Consider the following 15,211-nt stretch of genomic DNA (forward strand, 5'->3'; position numbering starts at 1 on the left):
TGCCGTGGTCGAGGGTGCTAGCTCACCACGGCGCGGGCGGAAATCGTCCATTTGTTAACCATACCGCCGTAAGGAAGGTATGTGTCGTTCAATTTGGAAAACGGTAGGAAAAATGTCGAAAAAGTCTGGAAACGTTGCCTTGTCCCGTCGAGCCCTGCTGCGGGGCGTCGGAGCAGCCGGTGTCGCTGCCGTAGCCGGTCAGGCAGTCGCCCAGACGGCGATCGATGAAGTGATCACCGCTCCGCGGCGCGGCAACTGGGACGACCAGTTCGACGCGCAGGCTTCGCGGACGACCGTCTCAGTCGTGTCCAACACGCCGATGCTGAGCCCAACCAATCTCTTCAACATCCAGCAGGCGATCGCCGACTATCAGGCGATCGTCGCGAATGGTGGCTGGCCTCAGGTCAATCCTACGGTGAAGCTCAAGCTCGGGGCCGTCGATCCGTCCGTTCAGCAACTGCGCCAGCGCCTGATGATCACCGGCGATCTCGATCGCTCGGCCGGCATGTCGAATGCTTTCGACACCTATGTCGATGGTGCAGTCAAGCGGTTCCAGGCGCGTCATGGCTTGCCCGAAGACGGTGTGCTCGGAGAATTCACCATCAAGGCGCTCAACGTGTCGGCCGATACCCGCCTGATGCAGCTGAACGTGAACATGCAGCGTTTCCAGGAGATGATGGGCAAGCAGCTGGAGAACCGCTACATCGTGGTCAATATCCCTGCCGCCTATGTCGAAGCCGTCGAGGGCGACCGCGTGGCGCTGCGCAACACCGCGATCGTCGGCCGTATCAGCCGTCCGTCACCGACGCTCGATTCCAAGGTCAGCGATGTCATCTTGAACCCTTACTGGACCTCGCCGCGCTCGATCGTCGAAAAAGACATCGTCCCGATGATGCGCAAGGATCCGACCTATCTGACCCGCAACAGCATTCGCCTGATTGACGGCAATGGCCAGGAAGTGGCTCCGGAGACCATCGACTGGTTCGCACCCAAGGCACCGAACCTGATGTTCCGCCAGGATCCGGGCAAGATCAACGCGATGTCCTCGACGAAGATCAACTTCCCGAGCCCGGACGGCGTCTACATGCACGACACCCCGACGCAGGGTCTGTTCAACAAGTTGATGCGCTTCGAGTCTTCCGGTTGCGTGCGTGTCCAGAACGTCCGCGATCTGGTCGTCTGGCTGCTGAAGAACACCCCCGGCTGGAGCCGTCAGGAAATCGAGCGCGTCATCGCGACCCGCGTCAATACGCCGATTCCGCTGGCCGACGAGATCGGCGTCCACTGGGTTTACATCTCTGCCTGGTCCGCCAAGGACAAGGTCGTGCAGTTCCGTGACGACATTTACGAACTGGACGGCAATGCACAGCTGGCGCTTCAGACAAACATCGGTGTCGAGCAGGTTGGCGGTTCGGTCGACGACGACATCTTGCCGCAATAACCTCATAAGACTGCGATCCGTAGTTGCAAGGGGCCGCGCCATGGGTGCGGCCTTTTCCATTTTTAGTTTCAATGGTTTGGCAATTGGCAATTGTATTGCATCGTGATTGGAACCGTTAAGAATTTCACGCATCTGCACTGTCAGCTTTTAGGATTGCGGCCATTTTCCCATAAAAATACAGTCTACCCATGTGCCGATCGACAATGGCGCGCGGGGAAGAGATGGACGCGATGAAGCCAGAAGAGGAATTGCCTTTTGCCACTTTGACGGGCAGCCTCAAGGATTTCCGGGCTCCGGCAGATCGCGAACTTTTGCGGCGCGCGGACGACTTCTTTGCCTGGCAGGACGGGCGGCGGCAGCATGGCCTGTGGCCCTATGCACGCTCGACGGAAGGCGCGCCTTCCACGCATTGCCGCGTGCGCAATGACGCCGGTGAACCCTTCCAGGGCACCAATTTCGCATCCCAGGACTATCTGAGCCTGTCTTCCCATCCACGGATCAAGCAGGCGGCGATCGAGGCGGTCGAGCGATACGGCGTCCACAGTGCCGGTTCCGCTGCCTTGCTCGGCAACACCGCGAACTCGCTCGCCCTGGAACAGGCGCTCTCGGAATTTCTCGGGGGGAGGGAGATCGTGCTGTACCCGACCGGCTGGTCGGCGGGATTTGCCGCCGTTCAAGGTTTCGTGCGTTCCCATGACCATGTGGTGATGGATGCTCTTGCCCATTCCTGCCTGCAGGAGGGCGCGCGCGCTGCAACCGGCAGCATCCAACATTTTGCACATCTGCGCACGGAAGCGCTCCAGCGACGGCTAAAGCGTATCCGCGAAAAGGATGCGGGGGGCGGTATCCTCGTCGTCACCGAAAGCCTGTTCTCCATGCATTCCGACGTGCCGGACTTCGCGGCCGTCCGCGCCGCTTGCGATGACCATGGCGCGACGCTGCTCGTCGATTGCGCCCATGATTTCGGCTGCATGGGGCCGGACGGTCGCGGCAACCTAGCGGCCGCCGGCCTCCTGGATGCCGCAGACATCCTGATAGGCAGCTTTTCCAAGAGCTTCGCCTCAAACGGTGGTTTCATCGCGGTGAAATCGCGGGCAGGGGCGGAGTACCTCAAATACTACAGCGCCACGCAGACCTTCTCGAATGCGTTGTCTCCCGTACAGGCGGCGGTGGTCCTCACGGCGCTCGACATTGTCCGCTCGGACGAGGGGGGTATTCTCCGCAACCGCCTGATGGCCAACATCCTCCACCTTCGCCACGCCGTGGAGCGCACCGGGCTTCATGCGCTTGGCTCCCCGTCGCCGATCGTTCCGGTTTTCGTCGGAGGCGAGGCGTTGGGCAGGCTGATTGCGCGACGGCTGCCCGGGAGCGGTGGTCTCGCCAATCTGGTTGAATATCCGGCGGTGCCGAAATCGGAATCGCGCTTCCGCTTCCAGGTGATGGCGGGCCACACCGCCGATGACGTCGAGCGCATGATCGCCGCCCTGGACGAGGCCGTGAAGGCGGGACGCGCGGATCTGGAACGTCTCGGTCTGTTGGCCGCGGGGCGAGTGGTCAGGACCGGGGCAGAGGAGCTCGATCCGGTATGATCGCACCCTTCATCTTTTCGGATTCTCGTCCCCCGGTCGCATCCGCTCTTGCGCTAAGCATCGGCAATGATGTGCGAATCGCGATTCACCTGGCCGAAATGATTATGTCGTATACTAGCCGATACGTTGTATTGGAAAGGCGGAGATATGACCCTCGCAAACCGGCTTGATGCAGCCATCGATTGGCTGACGCCGGCGCATCTGAGAAAGGATGTGCACACGCGCAAGCGTGTCCGCATGTTCCTGATCAGTCATATGTTCGGGCCGATCACCGGTTCGCCGATCCCGATCAGTCTCTGGCTGATCGACCCGGCGCCTTGGCCGCAGGTTCCGGTGCTTGCGGCGTCGATTTTCGGCTTCTGGCTCTTTCTCGGCCTCATCAAGCTCTTTCCGCATGCCTATGCGGTGCTTGCCCATCTTTCGATCCTGAACCTGAACTTCGCAATCCTGTGGGGATCCTACCACTACGGCGGCGCCAGCTCGCCCTTCCTGATGTGGTACGTGCTGATGCCCATGCTCGCCTTCTTCTACATGGGAGCGACCGTACTTTCGCGAATTGCAGTGATGACCCAGCTTCTGGCCGGCCTGTCGCTCTTTCTCGCGGCCTATGTCCTGTCCGGGGAAACCTTCCCCGACAATGTCCCTCTGACGAACATGGTCTATGCCGGCATGGCCTCGGCCTTCAGCGCAACCGTCTATGCCTTCTTCATGGCGAGCTACTACGCAACCGTCGTCGACAGCCGGTCCGAATTGATCCGTGAGGTCGCCCGGCACGAGCGCACGCTGGGTGAGCTGACGCACGCCCAGGCCGACATGGAGCGCGCCAACATTGCACTGGAAAAGGCGAAGAATCTTGCCGAGGCACGCAATGCGGAACTGGAGGCGACCAGGGCGATACTTGAGTTCAACGCGCTCCATGATGCGCTGACCGGTCTGCCCAATAGGCGCTCACTCGATCTTGTGCTGGCACATCATGCAAAGAGATGCGCTGCGGACGGCGGTGGTATCGCGCTCCTCCATGTCGACCTCGACCGGTTCAAGCAGATCAACGACACGATGGGTCATGTTGCCGGCGATGAGATGCTGATCCATGTGGCCAGGCTGATCCGCGCCGCCACCCGCCCCGACGACTTTATCGCCCGTGTCGGCGGCGATGAGTTCATCATCGTCCGCCAGGTGTCGGACGACGACACGCGTCATCTGTCCGAGCTGGCCAACGCACTGATCGAGCGAATTTGCCAGCCGGTGCCGTATCAGGGGCATCTCTGCCGCGTCGGTGCGAGTGTCGGGATTGCCGTCGCCATGGGCGATGAGGTCGATCCGAAGAGCCTGCTCGTGAACTCGGACATCGCGCTCTATCGGGTGAAGCAGCGCATGAAGGGCACCGCCGAATTCTTCTCTGAGGAGATCCAGCGCGAGATCGTCGATGCGAAGCAGACCGCCGACGATATCCTGCGTGGCATCGAGCAGAAGGAATTCATCAGCTACTACCAGCCGCAATTCTGCGCCCGGACCCACGAGATCGTCGGGGTGGAGGCGCTGGTGCGCTGGCAGCATCCCGTGCGAGGCGTTTTGGCTCCGGCCCACTTCCTCGGCATCGCCGAGGATATCAACGTCCTCGACGTCATCGACCGGCTCATCCTCGAAAGTGCGACGAAGCATTTCGACCGCTGGGCGGATCTCGGTTTTGTCATCCCGAAGGTCGCGGTCAACGTATCGGCGCGCCGTCTCAACGACCGCGGCCTGATCGAGAGCCTGAAGGCGGTCGGCATCAGGCCCGGGACCGTTGCCTTCGAACTCGTCGAATCCGTTTTCCTGGACGAGACCGACGAGACGCTCTCCTCCAATATCGAGCAGATCAAGGCGCTCGGCATTGAGATCGAGATCGACGATTTCGGCACGGGTCACGCATCGATCGTCAGCCTGCTCAGGCTGAGCCCGCAGCGCCTCAAGATCGACCGGCAGTTCGTCGCCCCCATCCTCGTCTCTCCGGAGAAGCGCCACCTGGTGTCTTCGATCATCGAGATGGGCAAGTCGCTGGGCATCGAGGTCGTCGCCGAGGGCGTCGAGACCATGGAACAAGCGCTGGTCCTGCGGGAACTCGGTTGCGACGTCCTGCAGGGCTATGCCTTCGCCAAGCCGATGCCGCTCGACGAACTCGAGAATTTCCTGCGCGAGCGTCAGCTGCGCAAGGCCTCTTGAGGGCAGGGCCGACGCTTTTCGTCCGCCCAGTGGGTCTCTCCCGGCGCCGGCGCAAAGTCCGTCCCCTCAGACGGTAGAAGGCGTCGCTTGCCAGGGCGCACCCGCTCCCGGCGCCACGAAACTTGCCCTGGATCGACCGGGATCGCTCTTTGATGCGCAAATGTCGCGTCCCGTATTGCCCTTGCCCAAAGTGAGCGTTAAGACCCCTTGGCATCAACCCGTCAGGAGCCTGCAGTCATGTCGAACACCGATGCCTTCTTTTCCCGTACGCTTGCCGACACCGATCCGGAAATCTTCGGCGCGATCGAGAAGGAACTGGGTCGCCAACGTCACGAAATCGAGCTGATCGCCTCGGAAAACATCGTCTCCCGTGCCGTTCTTGAGGCACAGGGTTCGATCATGACGAACAAGTATGCCGAAGGCTATCCGGGCAAGCGCTACTACGGCGGCTGCCAGTTCGTCGACATTGCCGAAGAGCTCGCCATCGAGCGCGCCAAGAAGCTGTTCGGCGTGAACTTCGCCAACGTTCAGCCGAACTCCGGTTCGCAGATGAACCAGGCCGTCTTCCTCGCGCTGCTGCAGCCGGGCGACACGTTCATGGGCCTCGACCTCAACTCCGGCGGTCACCTGACCCACGGTTCGCCGGTCAACATGTCCGGCAAGTGGTTCAACGTCGTCTCCTACGGCGTTCGCGAAGGCGACAACCTGCTCGATATGGACGAAGTCGCAAAGAAGGCGCGTGAAAACAAGCCGAAGCTGATCATCGCCGGTGGTACCGCATACTCCCGCATCTGGGACTGGAAGCGTTTCCGCGAGATTGCTGACGAAGTCGGCGCCTATCTGATGGTCGACATGGCCCACATCGCCGGTCTCGTCGCCGGTGGCCAGCATCCGTCGCCGTTCCCGCATTGCCACGTTGCCACCACCACGACCCACAAGTCGCTGCGTGGCCCGCGCGGCGGCATGATCCTCACCAACGATGAGGATATTGCGAAGAAGATCAACTCTGCCGTCTTCCCGGGCCTCCAGGGCGGCCCGCTGATGCACGTCATTGCTGCCAAGGCCGTCGCCTTCGGCGAAGCGCTGAAGCCTGAGTTCAAGGACTACGCAGCCCAGATCGTCAAGAACGCCAAGGCTCTCGCCGAGACGCTCAAGGCCGGTGGCCTCGACATCGTTTCGGGCGGCACCGACAACCACCTGATGCTCGTCGACCTGCGCAAGAAGAACGCGACCGGCAAGCGTGCGGAAGCCGCCCTCGGACGCGCTTACGTCACCTGCAACAAGAACGGCATCCCGTTCGACCCCGAAAAGCCCTTCGTCACCTCGGGCGTCCGCCTTGGCACGCCGGCCGGCACGACCCGTGGCTTCAAGGAAGCCGAGTTCAAGGAAATCGGCAACCTGATCGTCGAGGTTCTGGACGGGCTGAAGGTCGCCAATTCCGACGAGGGCAACGCGGCCGTCGAGGCTGCCGTTCGCGAGAAGGTGGTCAAGCTTACCGACCGCTTCCCGATGTACCCCTACATGTAAGGAAAGCGCATGCGCTGCCCGTTCTGCGGTTCGGACGACACCCAGGTCAAGGATTCCCGCCCGGCGGAGGATAACACCTCCATCCGCCGGCGTCGGATATGCCCGGACTGTGGTGGCCGTTTCACGACCTTCGAGCGCGTGCAGCTGCGTGAACTTATGGTCATCAAGAAGACCGGGCGGAAGGTGCCTTTCGCCCGGGACAAGCTGGTTCGTTCGTTCCAGATCGCCCTGCGCAAGCGCCCGGTGGACAACGAACGGATCGAGCGCGCCGTGTCGGGCATAGTGCGGCGCCTGGAAAGTTCCGGCGAGACGGAGATCTCCTCCGAGGAGATCGGCCTGCAGGTGCTTGAGGCTCTGAAGAGCCTCGATGACGTGGGCTTCGTCCGCTACGCGTCCGTCTATCGCGATTTCTCGCACGCCGAGGACTTCGAGAACCTCATCAAGGAGATCAGCGCCAAGATCTCCCGCGACAGCGGCGAGTAGTCCTTGGCCTCGGTGCCGGACGATGCGCGTTTCATGGCGGCGGCGATCCGCCTGTCTCTCTGGAATCTCGGCCGAACCTCGACCAACCCGTCCGTCGGTTGCCTGATCGTCAAGGACGGCGTGATCGTCGGGCGAGGGGTGACCGCTCCCGGCGGAAGGCCGCATGCCGAACCGCAGGCGCTGGCCGATGCTGGAGAACACGCCCACGGCGCAACCGCCTACGTCACCCTCGAACCCTGTTCCCATCACGGCAGGACGCCGCCTTGCGCCGATGCGCTGATCGCCGCCGGTGTCGCCCGTGTCGTGGTGTCCGTCACCGACCCGGACACCCGTGTCTCGGGCCGCGGGCTGCGGATGCTGGAGGAGGCCGGAATTTCAGTAACCACAGGTGTGCTTGAGGAAGAGGGGCGGCGCGCACTTGCGGGGTATCTCACCCGCCAGACGAAGGCGCGCCCGCAAGTGATTCTGAAGCTTGCCGTTTCAACGGATGGCATGATCGGCCGGCAGGGTGCCGGCCAGGTTGCGATCACTGGTCCGGTGGCACGTGGACAGGTTCAGGTACTCCGTTCCCAAACCGACGCTATCCTCGTCGGCATCGGTACGGCGCTGGCCGACGATCCGCTGTTGAACGTTCGTCTGGAGGGTCTGGAAGTCTATTCCCCGATCCGCATCGTGCTTGATCGCAGGCTTGAGTTGCCCGTGGATTCCAAGCTCGCGTCGAGTGCCTCGACGGTGCCGGTCATCGTCGTCGGCGACGGGCAGCCGCTTCCCGGTTATGCCGACCGAAAGGCGTCCCTTCAGGCTAAAGGCGTCGAGGTGCTTGAGGTCGACCGCCCCCAAACATTGCTTTCCGCGCTGGCCGATCGCGGGATCTCCTCGGTGTTGGTCGAGGGTGGTGCCCGGGTCGCCGCTGAATGGCTTTCCGCCGATCTCGTCGATGAGATCCATCTCTACGAAGGGAGCGGAACGGTCGGGGAGGGCGGCATCCCCTCGCCAGTCACGCCCGGCACCGTGCCGCCCGGATTCCGCAAGATCCGATCGGCTGTTTGGGGAGCCGATCGCCTCTGCGTCTTCGAACGAGACGGTCGCTGATGAGGCATCCGCGGCCCATTTGTGGGCACGCGGACCTTCCGGCCAGCCTAGCGCCAGAACAGCATGATGAGAATGATGAGCGGGATCGGAACCCCGAGCAGCCAGAGCAAAATACCGCGACCCATGATGTACCTCCTTACGACCGTTCGGCCGTGCTCCTTGTTGTGTGATCTGCGCCCCGGAACGTGACGCTCCTGCTAACAACAGGCGGTCAGGCCTTTTGTTCCCGGGGCCGGGTTTGCGGTGACGCGGCGGCAAATTAGAACGTCGACACATGTCATTCGCGGCATCCGCCCGAAAAACACTTGCCAAGGCCGGTGCGCCGTGATTTGACCGCCCTCTGTCCGGCACTGCGCCGAAATCTCCTGAAAACCGGGGTCGAGATCATGGCTAAGAAGAAATCTGCACCGCATCTCCTCATCGTCGAAGCACGGTTTTACGATGACCTGTCCGACGCTTTGCTCGAAGGCGCCAAGGCCGCTCTCGACGAAGCCGGCGCGACCTACGACATCGCAACCGTTCCGGGCGCGCTCGAAATTCCGCCGGCCATCTCCATGGCTCTCGACGCGGCCGACGAGGAAGGTGTCCAGTATGACGGCTTCGTTGCACTCGGTATGGTCATTCGCGGCGAGACCTATCATTTTGACATCGTCTCGAACGAATCCTCGCGTGCGCTCATGGACCTGGCCGTCTCCGAGTCGTTGCCGATCGGCAACGGCATCCTGACGGTCGAAAACGAGGCGCAGGCCTGGGCTCGCGCCCGCCGCTCCGAACTGGACAAGGGCGGTTTTGCCGCACGCGCGGCGCTGACGATGATCGCGCTCAAGAAGAAACTGGGTAACTGAACGAATATGTCGACGGAAGAAAACCAGCCGGTAAAGACCGCGAACCAGCGGGGTGCGGCGCGCCTCGCCGCGGTTCAGGCGCTGTATCAGATGGATATCGGCGGCACCGGCGTACTGGAAGTGGTAAGCGAATACGAAGCTCATCGCCTCGGCCAGGAGCTCGACGGCGACACCTACCTGAAGGCCGACGCCTCGTGGTTCCGCTCCATCGTGGCTGGCGTCGTGCGCGACCAGAAGGTGATCGATCCGATGATCGCCAAGGCCTTGCAGGACGACTGGGCGCTGTCGCGCATCGACTCTACCGTGCGTGCCATTCTGCGCGCCGGCACCTTCGAACTGCTGGAGCGCAAGGACGTGCCCGTTCCGGTGATCGTCACGGAATATGTCGAGATCGCCCGCGCCTTCTTCGAGGACGAGGAGCCCAAGCTCGTCAACGCCGTCCTCGACCGCATCGCCAAGCAGGTCCGCGGCCCCGCCAAGAAGTAACAGCAAGGATCACGACATGGGTGCGGCAGACACGCAAGGTTTGGACGGCCAGCTGCGTTCGGCCAAGCGCAATGTGTATATCCTCACCGCTGCCCAGGCGATCCTCGGTTCGGCCGGCCCCTTGAGTTTCGCCGTCGGAGGCCTTGCCGGCTTCCAGCTGCTCGGCGCCGACAAATCCCTGGCGACGGCGCCTCTGACCGGCTTCAACATTGGCGTCGCGATCGGCGCGGTCGTTGTTGCCGCGGCGTCCCGTTTCCTCGGTCGGCGTGAGAGCTTCATGGTCGGCGCGCTGATGGGAGCGATCGGCGGTACCGTTGCAGCCCTCGCGCTCTTCCGCTCCGACTTCTGGCTCTTCGCCTTCGGCCTGCTGTTGATCGGCCTGTCCGGCGGGTTCACCCAGAAGATCCGTTTTGCCGCGGCCGATGCGTCGCCGAGCTTCTTCAAGGGCAGGGCGATCTCCTGGATTCTCGCCGGCGGCATCGTGTCGGCGATCGTTGGGCCGCAGCTTGCCATCTGGCTGAAGGACTGGATGGAGCCGGTGACCTTTGCCGGGGCCTTCATGGGCATGGTGCCGCTCATGCTTCTGGCAATCGGCGTACTCGCATTCCTCAAGCTTCCCGATACCGCGTCGAAGGCCGGCCCTGGTGTCGAGCCGCCGCGTCCGCTGCGCGAGATCGTCATGACCCAGCGCTTCCTGACGGGCATGATCTGCGGCATCAGCACCTACGCACTGATGACCTTCATGATGACCGGGGCGCCGCTCGCCATGGTCGTCGGCTGTGGCTTTTCGTCGGAACTCGCCACCCTCGGCATCCAGTGGCACGTCATCGCCATGTTCGCCCCAAGCTTCTTCACCGGCATGCTGATCTCGCGATTCGGCACGGAGAAGGTGGTGATCGCCGGATTGCTGATCCTGATGGTCTGCGCCGTCGTCGCGCATATGGGCGTCGAATTGTGGAACTTCTGGCTCGCGCTGGTGCTGCTGGGCATCGGCTGGAACTTCGGCTTCATCGGCGCGACGGCCATCGTCGCCTCCAGCTACCGGCCTCAGGAGGCCGACAAGGTTCAGGGTTTCCACGACATCGTCCTCTTTGGAACGGTGGCCCTTTCGTCCTTTTCGTCGGGTAAGGTTTTCTCGGCCTTCGGCTGGTCGATCATGAACCTGGTAATCTGGCCGGTCACCATCCTGTGCCTGGTTCTGGTGCTTCTCCAGCTACGCGCAGCTGCCCGCAAAGACCCCGCCTGAGCGGCCATCCCTGCGACACCGGCGGGGCTTGACGTTAATGAATCTGCAACGCAATCTCGCCGCAAGTCTGGAGACCTCTGGAGGAGGGGCCTAGTCGGACGTCACCGCCCGCGAGGAGTGAGGCGCGGGCAATACGGGAGGTATTGCGAATGACAGTGCTTTTAGGCGTTATATTTTGCGGCTTGCTTTCGGTGGTCTATGCGATCTGGGCGACGCGCTCGGTTCTTGCCGCCGACCAGGGCAATGCCCGCATGCAGGAAATTGCTGGCTATATCCGTGAAGGGGCGCAGGCCTATCTCGCCCGTCAATACCTCACCATCGCGGTGGTCGGTGTCGTTGTCTTTATTGCCGCCTGGATCCTTCTTTCCGCAACCGCTGCGATCGGCTTCCTGATCGGCGCCGTACTTTCCGGTGCAGCCGGCTTCATCGGCATGCATGTCTCCGTGCGCGCCAATGTCCGCACCGCTCAGGCCTCGTCGCAGAGCCTTGCCGCCGGTCTCGACATCGCCTTCAAGTCCGGTGCGATCACCGGCATGCTGGTGGCGGGTCTCGCCCTGCTCGGCGTCTCCATCTACTTCTACATTCTGACCGTGGTGCTCGGCCATGAGAGCGGTTCGCGCGAGGTGATCGACTCGCTCGTCGCGCTCGGCTTCGGCGCTTCGCTGATCTCGATCTTCGCCCGCCTCGGCGGCGGCATCTTCACCAAGGGTGCGGACGTCGGCGGCGACCTCGTCGGCAAGGTCGAGGCCGGTATTCCGGAAGACGACCCGCGCAACCCGGCGACGATCGCCGACAACGTCGGTGACAATGTCGGCGACTGCGCTGGCATGGCTGCCGACCTGTTCGAGACCTATGCCGTCTCGGTGGTCGCGACCATGGTTCTCGCCGCGATCTTCTTCGCCGCGACTCCGTCGATCGAAATCGCCATGATCTATCCGCTCGCGATCTGCGGCGCCTGCATCATCACCTCGATCATCGGCACCTTCTTCGTCAAGCTCGGCACCAACGGCTCGATCATGGGCGCCCTCTACAAGGGCCTGATCGTGACCGGCGCATTGTCGATTGTCGGTCTCGGTGCGGCGACCTCGCTCACCATCGGCTGGGGCTCGATCGGCACGGTTGCCGGTATGGACATCACCGGCTGGAACCTGTTCATCTGCGGCGTTCTCGGCCTCGTGGTCACGGCGCTGATCGTTGTCATCACCGAATACTACACCGGGACCAACAAGCGTCCGGTCAACTCGATTGCCCAGGCATCGGTGACCGGCCACGGCACCAATGTCATCCAGGGGCTGGCCATATCGCTCGAATCGACGGCGCTTCCGGCGATCGTCATCGTCGGCGGCATCATCGCGACCTATCAGCTGGCCGGCCTCTTCGGCACGGCGATCGCGGTGACCACCATGCTCGGCCTTGCCGGCATGATCGTCGCCCTCGATGCCTTCGGTCCGGTGACGGATAATGCCGGCGGCATCGCCGAGATGTCCCACCTGCCGCCAGAAGTCCGCAAGTCGACCGACGCGCTCGATGCGGTCGGCAACACGACCAAGGCCGTGACAAAGGGCTATGCGATCGGCTCGGCAGGCCTCGGTGCCCTCGTGCTCTTCGCCGCCTACTCGAACGACCTGCAGTACTTTGCCGCCAACAGCGACAAGTATCCTTACTTCGCCGACATGGGTGACATCTCCTTCAGCCTCGCCAACCCGTATGTGGTGGCCGGCCTGATCTTCGGTGGCCTGATCCCTTATCTGTTCGGGGGCATCGCCATGACCGCCGTCGGTCGCGCCGCCGGCTCGATCGTCGAGGAGGTCCGCCGCCAGTTCAAGGAAAAGCCGGGCATCATGCAGGGCACCGAGCGTCCGGATTACGGCCGCGCGGTCGACATGCTGACCAAGGCGGCGATCCGCGAGATGATCGTGCCGTCGCTGCTGCCGGTTCTGGCGCCGCTCGTCGTCTATTTCGGCGTGCTGCTGATTTCCGGGTCCAAGGCCTCGGCCTTTGCCGCGCTCGGCGCATCCCTGCTGGGGGTCATCGTCAACGGCCTCTTCGTCGCGATCTCCATGACCTCCGGCGGGGGTGCCTGGGACAATGCGAAGAAGAGCTTCGAGGACGGCTTCGTCGACAAGGACGGCGTCAAGCACCTGAAGGGTTCCGATGCCCACAAGGCCTCGGTGACCGGCGATACCGTCGGCGACCCTTACAAGGACACCGCCGGCCCGGCCGTCAACCCGGCGATCAAGATCACCAACATCGTCGCCCTTCTGCTGCTCGCCATTCTGGCGGGCTGATCGGCAGCCGGGAGACATACCGACAAAAAGAAACCGCGGAAGGAAACTTCCGCGGTTTTTTGATGCCCGGATGGCGGATAACGTTACATGCCGCCGAAGATGTTCTTGACGGAGTTCGCTGCGCCGCCGCCGCCTGCGAGGATTTGCTGCAGGAAGGTGAGGTCCTTGCCGCCGGTCGGCGTGGTGCGCGAGATCATGTCGAAGACCTTGCCGTCCTTCAGCGTGTAGTTCGCGCGCTGCGAGACGATGCCGTCCTTGTCGAAATAGATCGCCAGGACCTGCTGGTCCACCAGGCGCTGCTTCATGAAGGCGACGGAACGGGTGCGCTTCTGCGAGATGTAGTAGAAGACTTCACCGTCGAACGTTGCCGTGGTCGACGGCGTGCCGAGCGAAAGCAGGACCTGCTCGCGGCTGGAGCCGACCGGAACCAGCGCCAGCGCGTCCTGGTCGACGACATATCCGTTATGGAAGACTTCGGAGGTGGTGCAACCGGCAAGGCCACCGACCGTGAGGGCGAGCGCGAGGGCAGTGCAGCCGAGAACTTTCCTGTCCGATCTGAAATACCGCATTTCCAACCACACGTCTCCAATGTCTCTAGACAAAGGTCGCCCGGAGGGGCGACCGAAAAACCTGTTGCTATACCATTGTGGCCTTTCCGGGGACGAAGCATCCGCTGCGGCAGCCCTGTCGGGTCGAAACAACGGGCTGCCCGGAGATGGCCGCGAGGATCGGGCCAGTTGGCAGAAACGGCATTGCAATTCACGTCTGCTTCGGTAAACCAGCTTTCGCAATCATGCAACACGACCCGAGGCAGGCGAGCCCGTTCCCTCGGCTCTTTTTGGTGAAATGGGATGGTATTCGGCTTCTTCCGGCAAAAAAAGCATAACCGGATCATCGTCGAGCGCCAGTATGCGGCACTCACCTCGACAGCGAGGACGCCGGTCTTCTATGCCGAACTTGGCGTGCCCGACACGGTGATGGGCCGTTTCGAGATGCTCTCGCTCGTCCTGATTCTGTTTTTTCGTCGCACACGGCAGTCCGCGCGCGGCGGGCAGGAGATTGCCCAGGAAATTGTCGACGCCTTCTTCGAGGATGTTGATCATTCCATCCGCGAACTCGGCATCGGCGACCAGGGTGTGCCGAAACGGATGAAAAAGCTGGCCGGCATGTTCTATGGCCGGCTCGAATCCTATGCCGATGCGCTGGACAAAGATGATCACGGCCTGTTGGCGGCGGCCCTGCGGCGCAATATATATCCGGAAGCAGGCGAGGGCGCTCCGGATCTGATGCACCTTGCCGATTGGATGATGGACGCCGAGCGCCAGCTCCGCACCGTCGATGAAGAGGTCATCGAGACCGGCTCCGTTCGGCTCGATGTACCTGGAGGTTCGCTCTGACATGAGTTCGCACAGGAAGGATGCCGCCGACGCGGCGTTTTCTTACAAGGTCAAGGTCGGCCATATCTCGGCCAATCCCGTTCAGGTCCATGTCGAGGCCGACGCAAGGGAATGCGCCGCACTCGCCACCCTGTGGCGTATCGAGGCGGTGAACCGGCTCGCTGCCGACCTGCAGATCAATCGCTGGAAGAAGGACGGGATCCGCATCAAGGGGCATGTGACCGGCGAGATCGTCCAGGCCTGTGTCGTCACCCTCGAACCCGTGGTGTCGGTGATCGAGCAGGACATCGATCAGATCTTCGTACCGGAAGGATCCAAGCTGGCGCGCATCGTCACCGACGAGGCCGGCGAGATGGTTCTCGACCCCGATGGTCCCGATCTGCCGGAGAGCTTCGTCGGCGACACGATCGATGCCGGGGCGCTTGTCGCGGAATTTGCTGCACTCGCAATCGATCCCTATCCGAAGAAGCCGGGCGTCGAGTTTGCCGGCCATGTCGAGAGCGAAGCGAAGGATGATCGCAAACCGTCGCCGTTTGCTGTGCTGAAGGACTGGAAAAAGGACTGAGCACGCCCGGAGCCACGGTGAAATGGGTTGTGCGGCACGGCAAAACCGGT

Annotated in this window: 13 protein-coding genes; 12 read left to right on the forward strand and 1 reads right to left on the reverse strand. The window is 62.4% G+C overall.

What is annotated here, in order from left to right:
* The first annotated feature begins 112 nt into the window (after positions 1-112).
* The 10 genes from ACX93L_RS14210 (at position 113) to ACX93L_RS14255 (ending at position 13,199) form a co-directional block, all read left to right on the forward strand.
* Entirely contained in the window at positions 113-1,441 is a 1,329-nt protein-coding gene (locus tag ACX93L_RS14210; protein ID WP_459405473.1) for a L,D-transpeptidase family protein, read from the forward strand.
* Positions 1,442-1,671: 230 nt separating this feature from the next.
* Positions 1,672-3,030, forward strand: coding sequence for an aminotransferase class I/II-fold pyridoxal phosphate-dependent enzyme (locus ACX93L_RS14215; protein ID WP_459405474.1), 1,359 nt, complete (start codon positions 1,672-1,674; stop codon positions 3,028-3,030).
* Positions 3,031-3,177: 147 nt separating this feature from the next.
* On the forward strand, positions 3,178-5,232 hold the full coding sequence (locus ACX93L_RS14220) for a putative bifunctional diguanylate cyclase/phosphodiesterase (protein ID WP_459405475.1): 2,055 nt from the start codon (positions 3,178-3,180) through the stop codon (positions 5,230-5,232).
* A gap of 237 nt (positions 5,233-5,469) precedes the next feature.
* Positions 5,470-6,759 carry a serine hydroxymethyltransferase gene (glyA, locus tag ACX93L_RS14225; protein ID WP_459405476.1) on the forward strand — a complete coding sequence of 430 codons (1,290 nt, stop codon included), beginning with the start codon at positions 5,470-5,472 and terminating at the stop codon, positions 6,757-6,759.
* A gap of 9 nt (positions 6,760-6,768) precedes the next feature.
* Positions 6,769-7,242 carry a transcriptional regulator NrdR gene (gene nrdR, locus ACX93L_RS14230; protein WP_169588917.1) on the forward strand — a complete coding sequence of 158 codons (474 nt, stop codon included), beginning with the start codon at positions 6,769-6,771 and terminating at the stop codon, positions 7,240-7,242.
* A 3-nt stretch (positions 7,243-7,245) separates the two neighbouring features.
* Positions 7,246-8,334 (forward strand): bifunctional diaminohydroxyphosphoribosylaminopyrimidine deaminase/5-amino-6-(5-phosphoribosylamino)uracil reductase RibD, encoded by a 1,089-nt coding sequence (gene ribD / locus ACX93L_RS14235; protein ID WP_459405477.1) that lies wholly within the window; start codon positions 7,246-7,248, stop codon positions 8,332-8,334.
* 386 nt (positions 8,335-8,720) lie between these two features.
* Complete coding sequence (gene ribH / locus ACX93L_RS14240) at positions 8,721-9,179, forward strand: 6,7-dimethyl-8-ribityllumazine synthase (RefSeq protein ID WP_459405478.1); 459 nt, start codon at positions 8,721-8,723, stop codon at positions 9,177-9,179.
* Positions 9,180-9,185: 6 nt separating this feature from the next.
* On the forward strand, positions 9,186-9,665 hold the full coding sequence (nusB, locus tag ACX93L_RS14245) for a transcription antitermination factor NusB (RefSeq protein WP_169588911.1): 480 nt from the start codon (positions 9,186-9,188) through the stop codon (positions 9,663-9,665).
* Positions 9,666-9,681: 16 nt separating this feature from the next.
* Positions 9,682-10,911 carry an MFS transporter gene (locus ACX93L_RS14250; protein WP_459405479.1) on the forward strand — a complete coding sequence of 410 codons (1,230 nt, stop codon included), beginning with the start codon at positions 9,682-9,684 and terminating at the stop codon, positions 10,909-10,911.
* Positions 10,912-11,060: 149 nt separating this feature from the next.
* Positions 11,061-13,199, forward strand: a complete 2,139-nt coding sequence (locus tag ACX93L_RS14255) for a sodium-translocating pyrophosphatase (RefSeq protein ID WP_459405480.1) — start codon at positions 11,061-11,063, stop codon at positions 13,197-13,199.
* Between the two features lie 83 nt (positions 13,200-13,282).
* Here ACX93L_RS14255 and ACX93L_RS14260 read toward each other — a convergent pair whose 3' ends face one another.
* The gene (locus ACX93L_RS14260) at positions 13,283-13,780 is read right to left on the reverse strand and encodes an outer membrane protein assembly factor BamE (protein ID WP_169588905.1); all 498 of its coding nucleotides are present in this window, start codon (positions 13,778-13,780) and stop codon (positions 13,283-13,285) included.
* 270 nt (positions 13,781-14,050) lie between these two features.
* Here ACX93L_RS14260 and ACX93L_RS14265 point away from each other — a divergent pair, with 270 nt between their 5' ends.
* Both ACX93L_RS14265 and ACX93L_RS14270 read left to right on the forward strand, forming a co-directional pair.
* Positions 14,051-14,596, forward strand: coding sequence for a ubiquinol-cytochrome C chaperone family protein (locus ACX93L_RS14265; protein WP_459405481.1), 546 nt, complete (start codon positions 14,051-14,053; stop codon positions 14,594-14,596).
* 1 nt (position 14,597) lies between these two features.
* Complete coding sequence (locus ACX93L_RS14270; protein WP_459405482.1) at positions 14,598-15,161, forward strand: YceD family protein; 564 nt, start codon at positions 14,598-14,600, stop codon at positions 15,159-15,161.
* Positions 15,162-15,211 lie beyond the last annotated feature (50 nt).

Source organism: Rhizobium sp. CAU 1783 (genome assembly GCF_054551725.1).

Coding starts and splice junctions, on each gene's coding strand:
- glyA (WP_459405476.1), top strand. CDS start 5,470: ATGTCGAACACCGATGCCTTCTTTTCCCGTACGCTTGCCGACACCGAT.
- ACX93L_RS14250 (WP_459405479.1), top strand. CDS start 9,682: ATGGGTGCGGCAGACACGCAAGGTTTGGACGGCCAGCTGCGTTCGGCC.
- ACX93L_RS14220 (WP_459405475.1), top strand. CDS start 3,178: ATGACCCTCGCAAACCGGCTTGATGCAGCCATCGATTGGCTGACGCCG.
- ACX93L_RS14270 (WP_459405482.1), top strand. CDS start 14,598: ATGAGTTCGCACAGGAAGGATGCCGCCGACGCGGCGTTTTCTTACAAG.
- nusB (WP_169588911.1), top strand. CDS start 9,186: ATGTCGACGGAAGAAAACCAGCCGGTAAAGACCGCGAACCAGCGGGGT.
- nrdR (WP_169588917.1), top strand. CDS start 6,769: ATGCGCTGCCCGTTCTGCGGTTCGGACGACACCCAGGTCAAGGATTCC.
- ACX93L_RS14255 (WP_459405480.1), top strand. CDS start 11,061: ATGACAGTGCTTTTAGGCGTTATATTTTGCGGCTTGCTTTCGGTGGTC.
- ACX93L_RS14265 (WP_459405481.1), top strand. CDS start 14,051: ATGGTATTCGGCTTCTTCCGGCAAAAAAAGCATAACCGGATCATCGTC.
- ribH (WP_459405478.1), top strand. CDS start 8,721: ATGGCTAAGAAGAAATCTGCACCGCATCTCCTCATCGTCGAAGCACGG.
- ACX93L_RS14210 (WP_459405473.1), top strand. CDS start 113: ATGTCGAAAAAGTCTGGAAACGTTGCCTTGTCCCGTCGAGCCCTGCTG.
- ACX93L_RS14215 (WP_459405474.1), top strand. CDS start 1,672: ATGAAGCCAGAAGAGGAATTGCCTTTTGCCACTTTGACGGGCAGCCTC.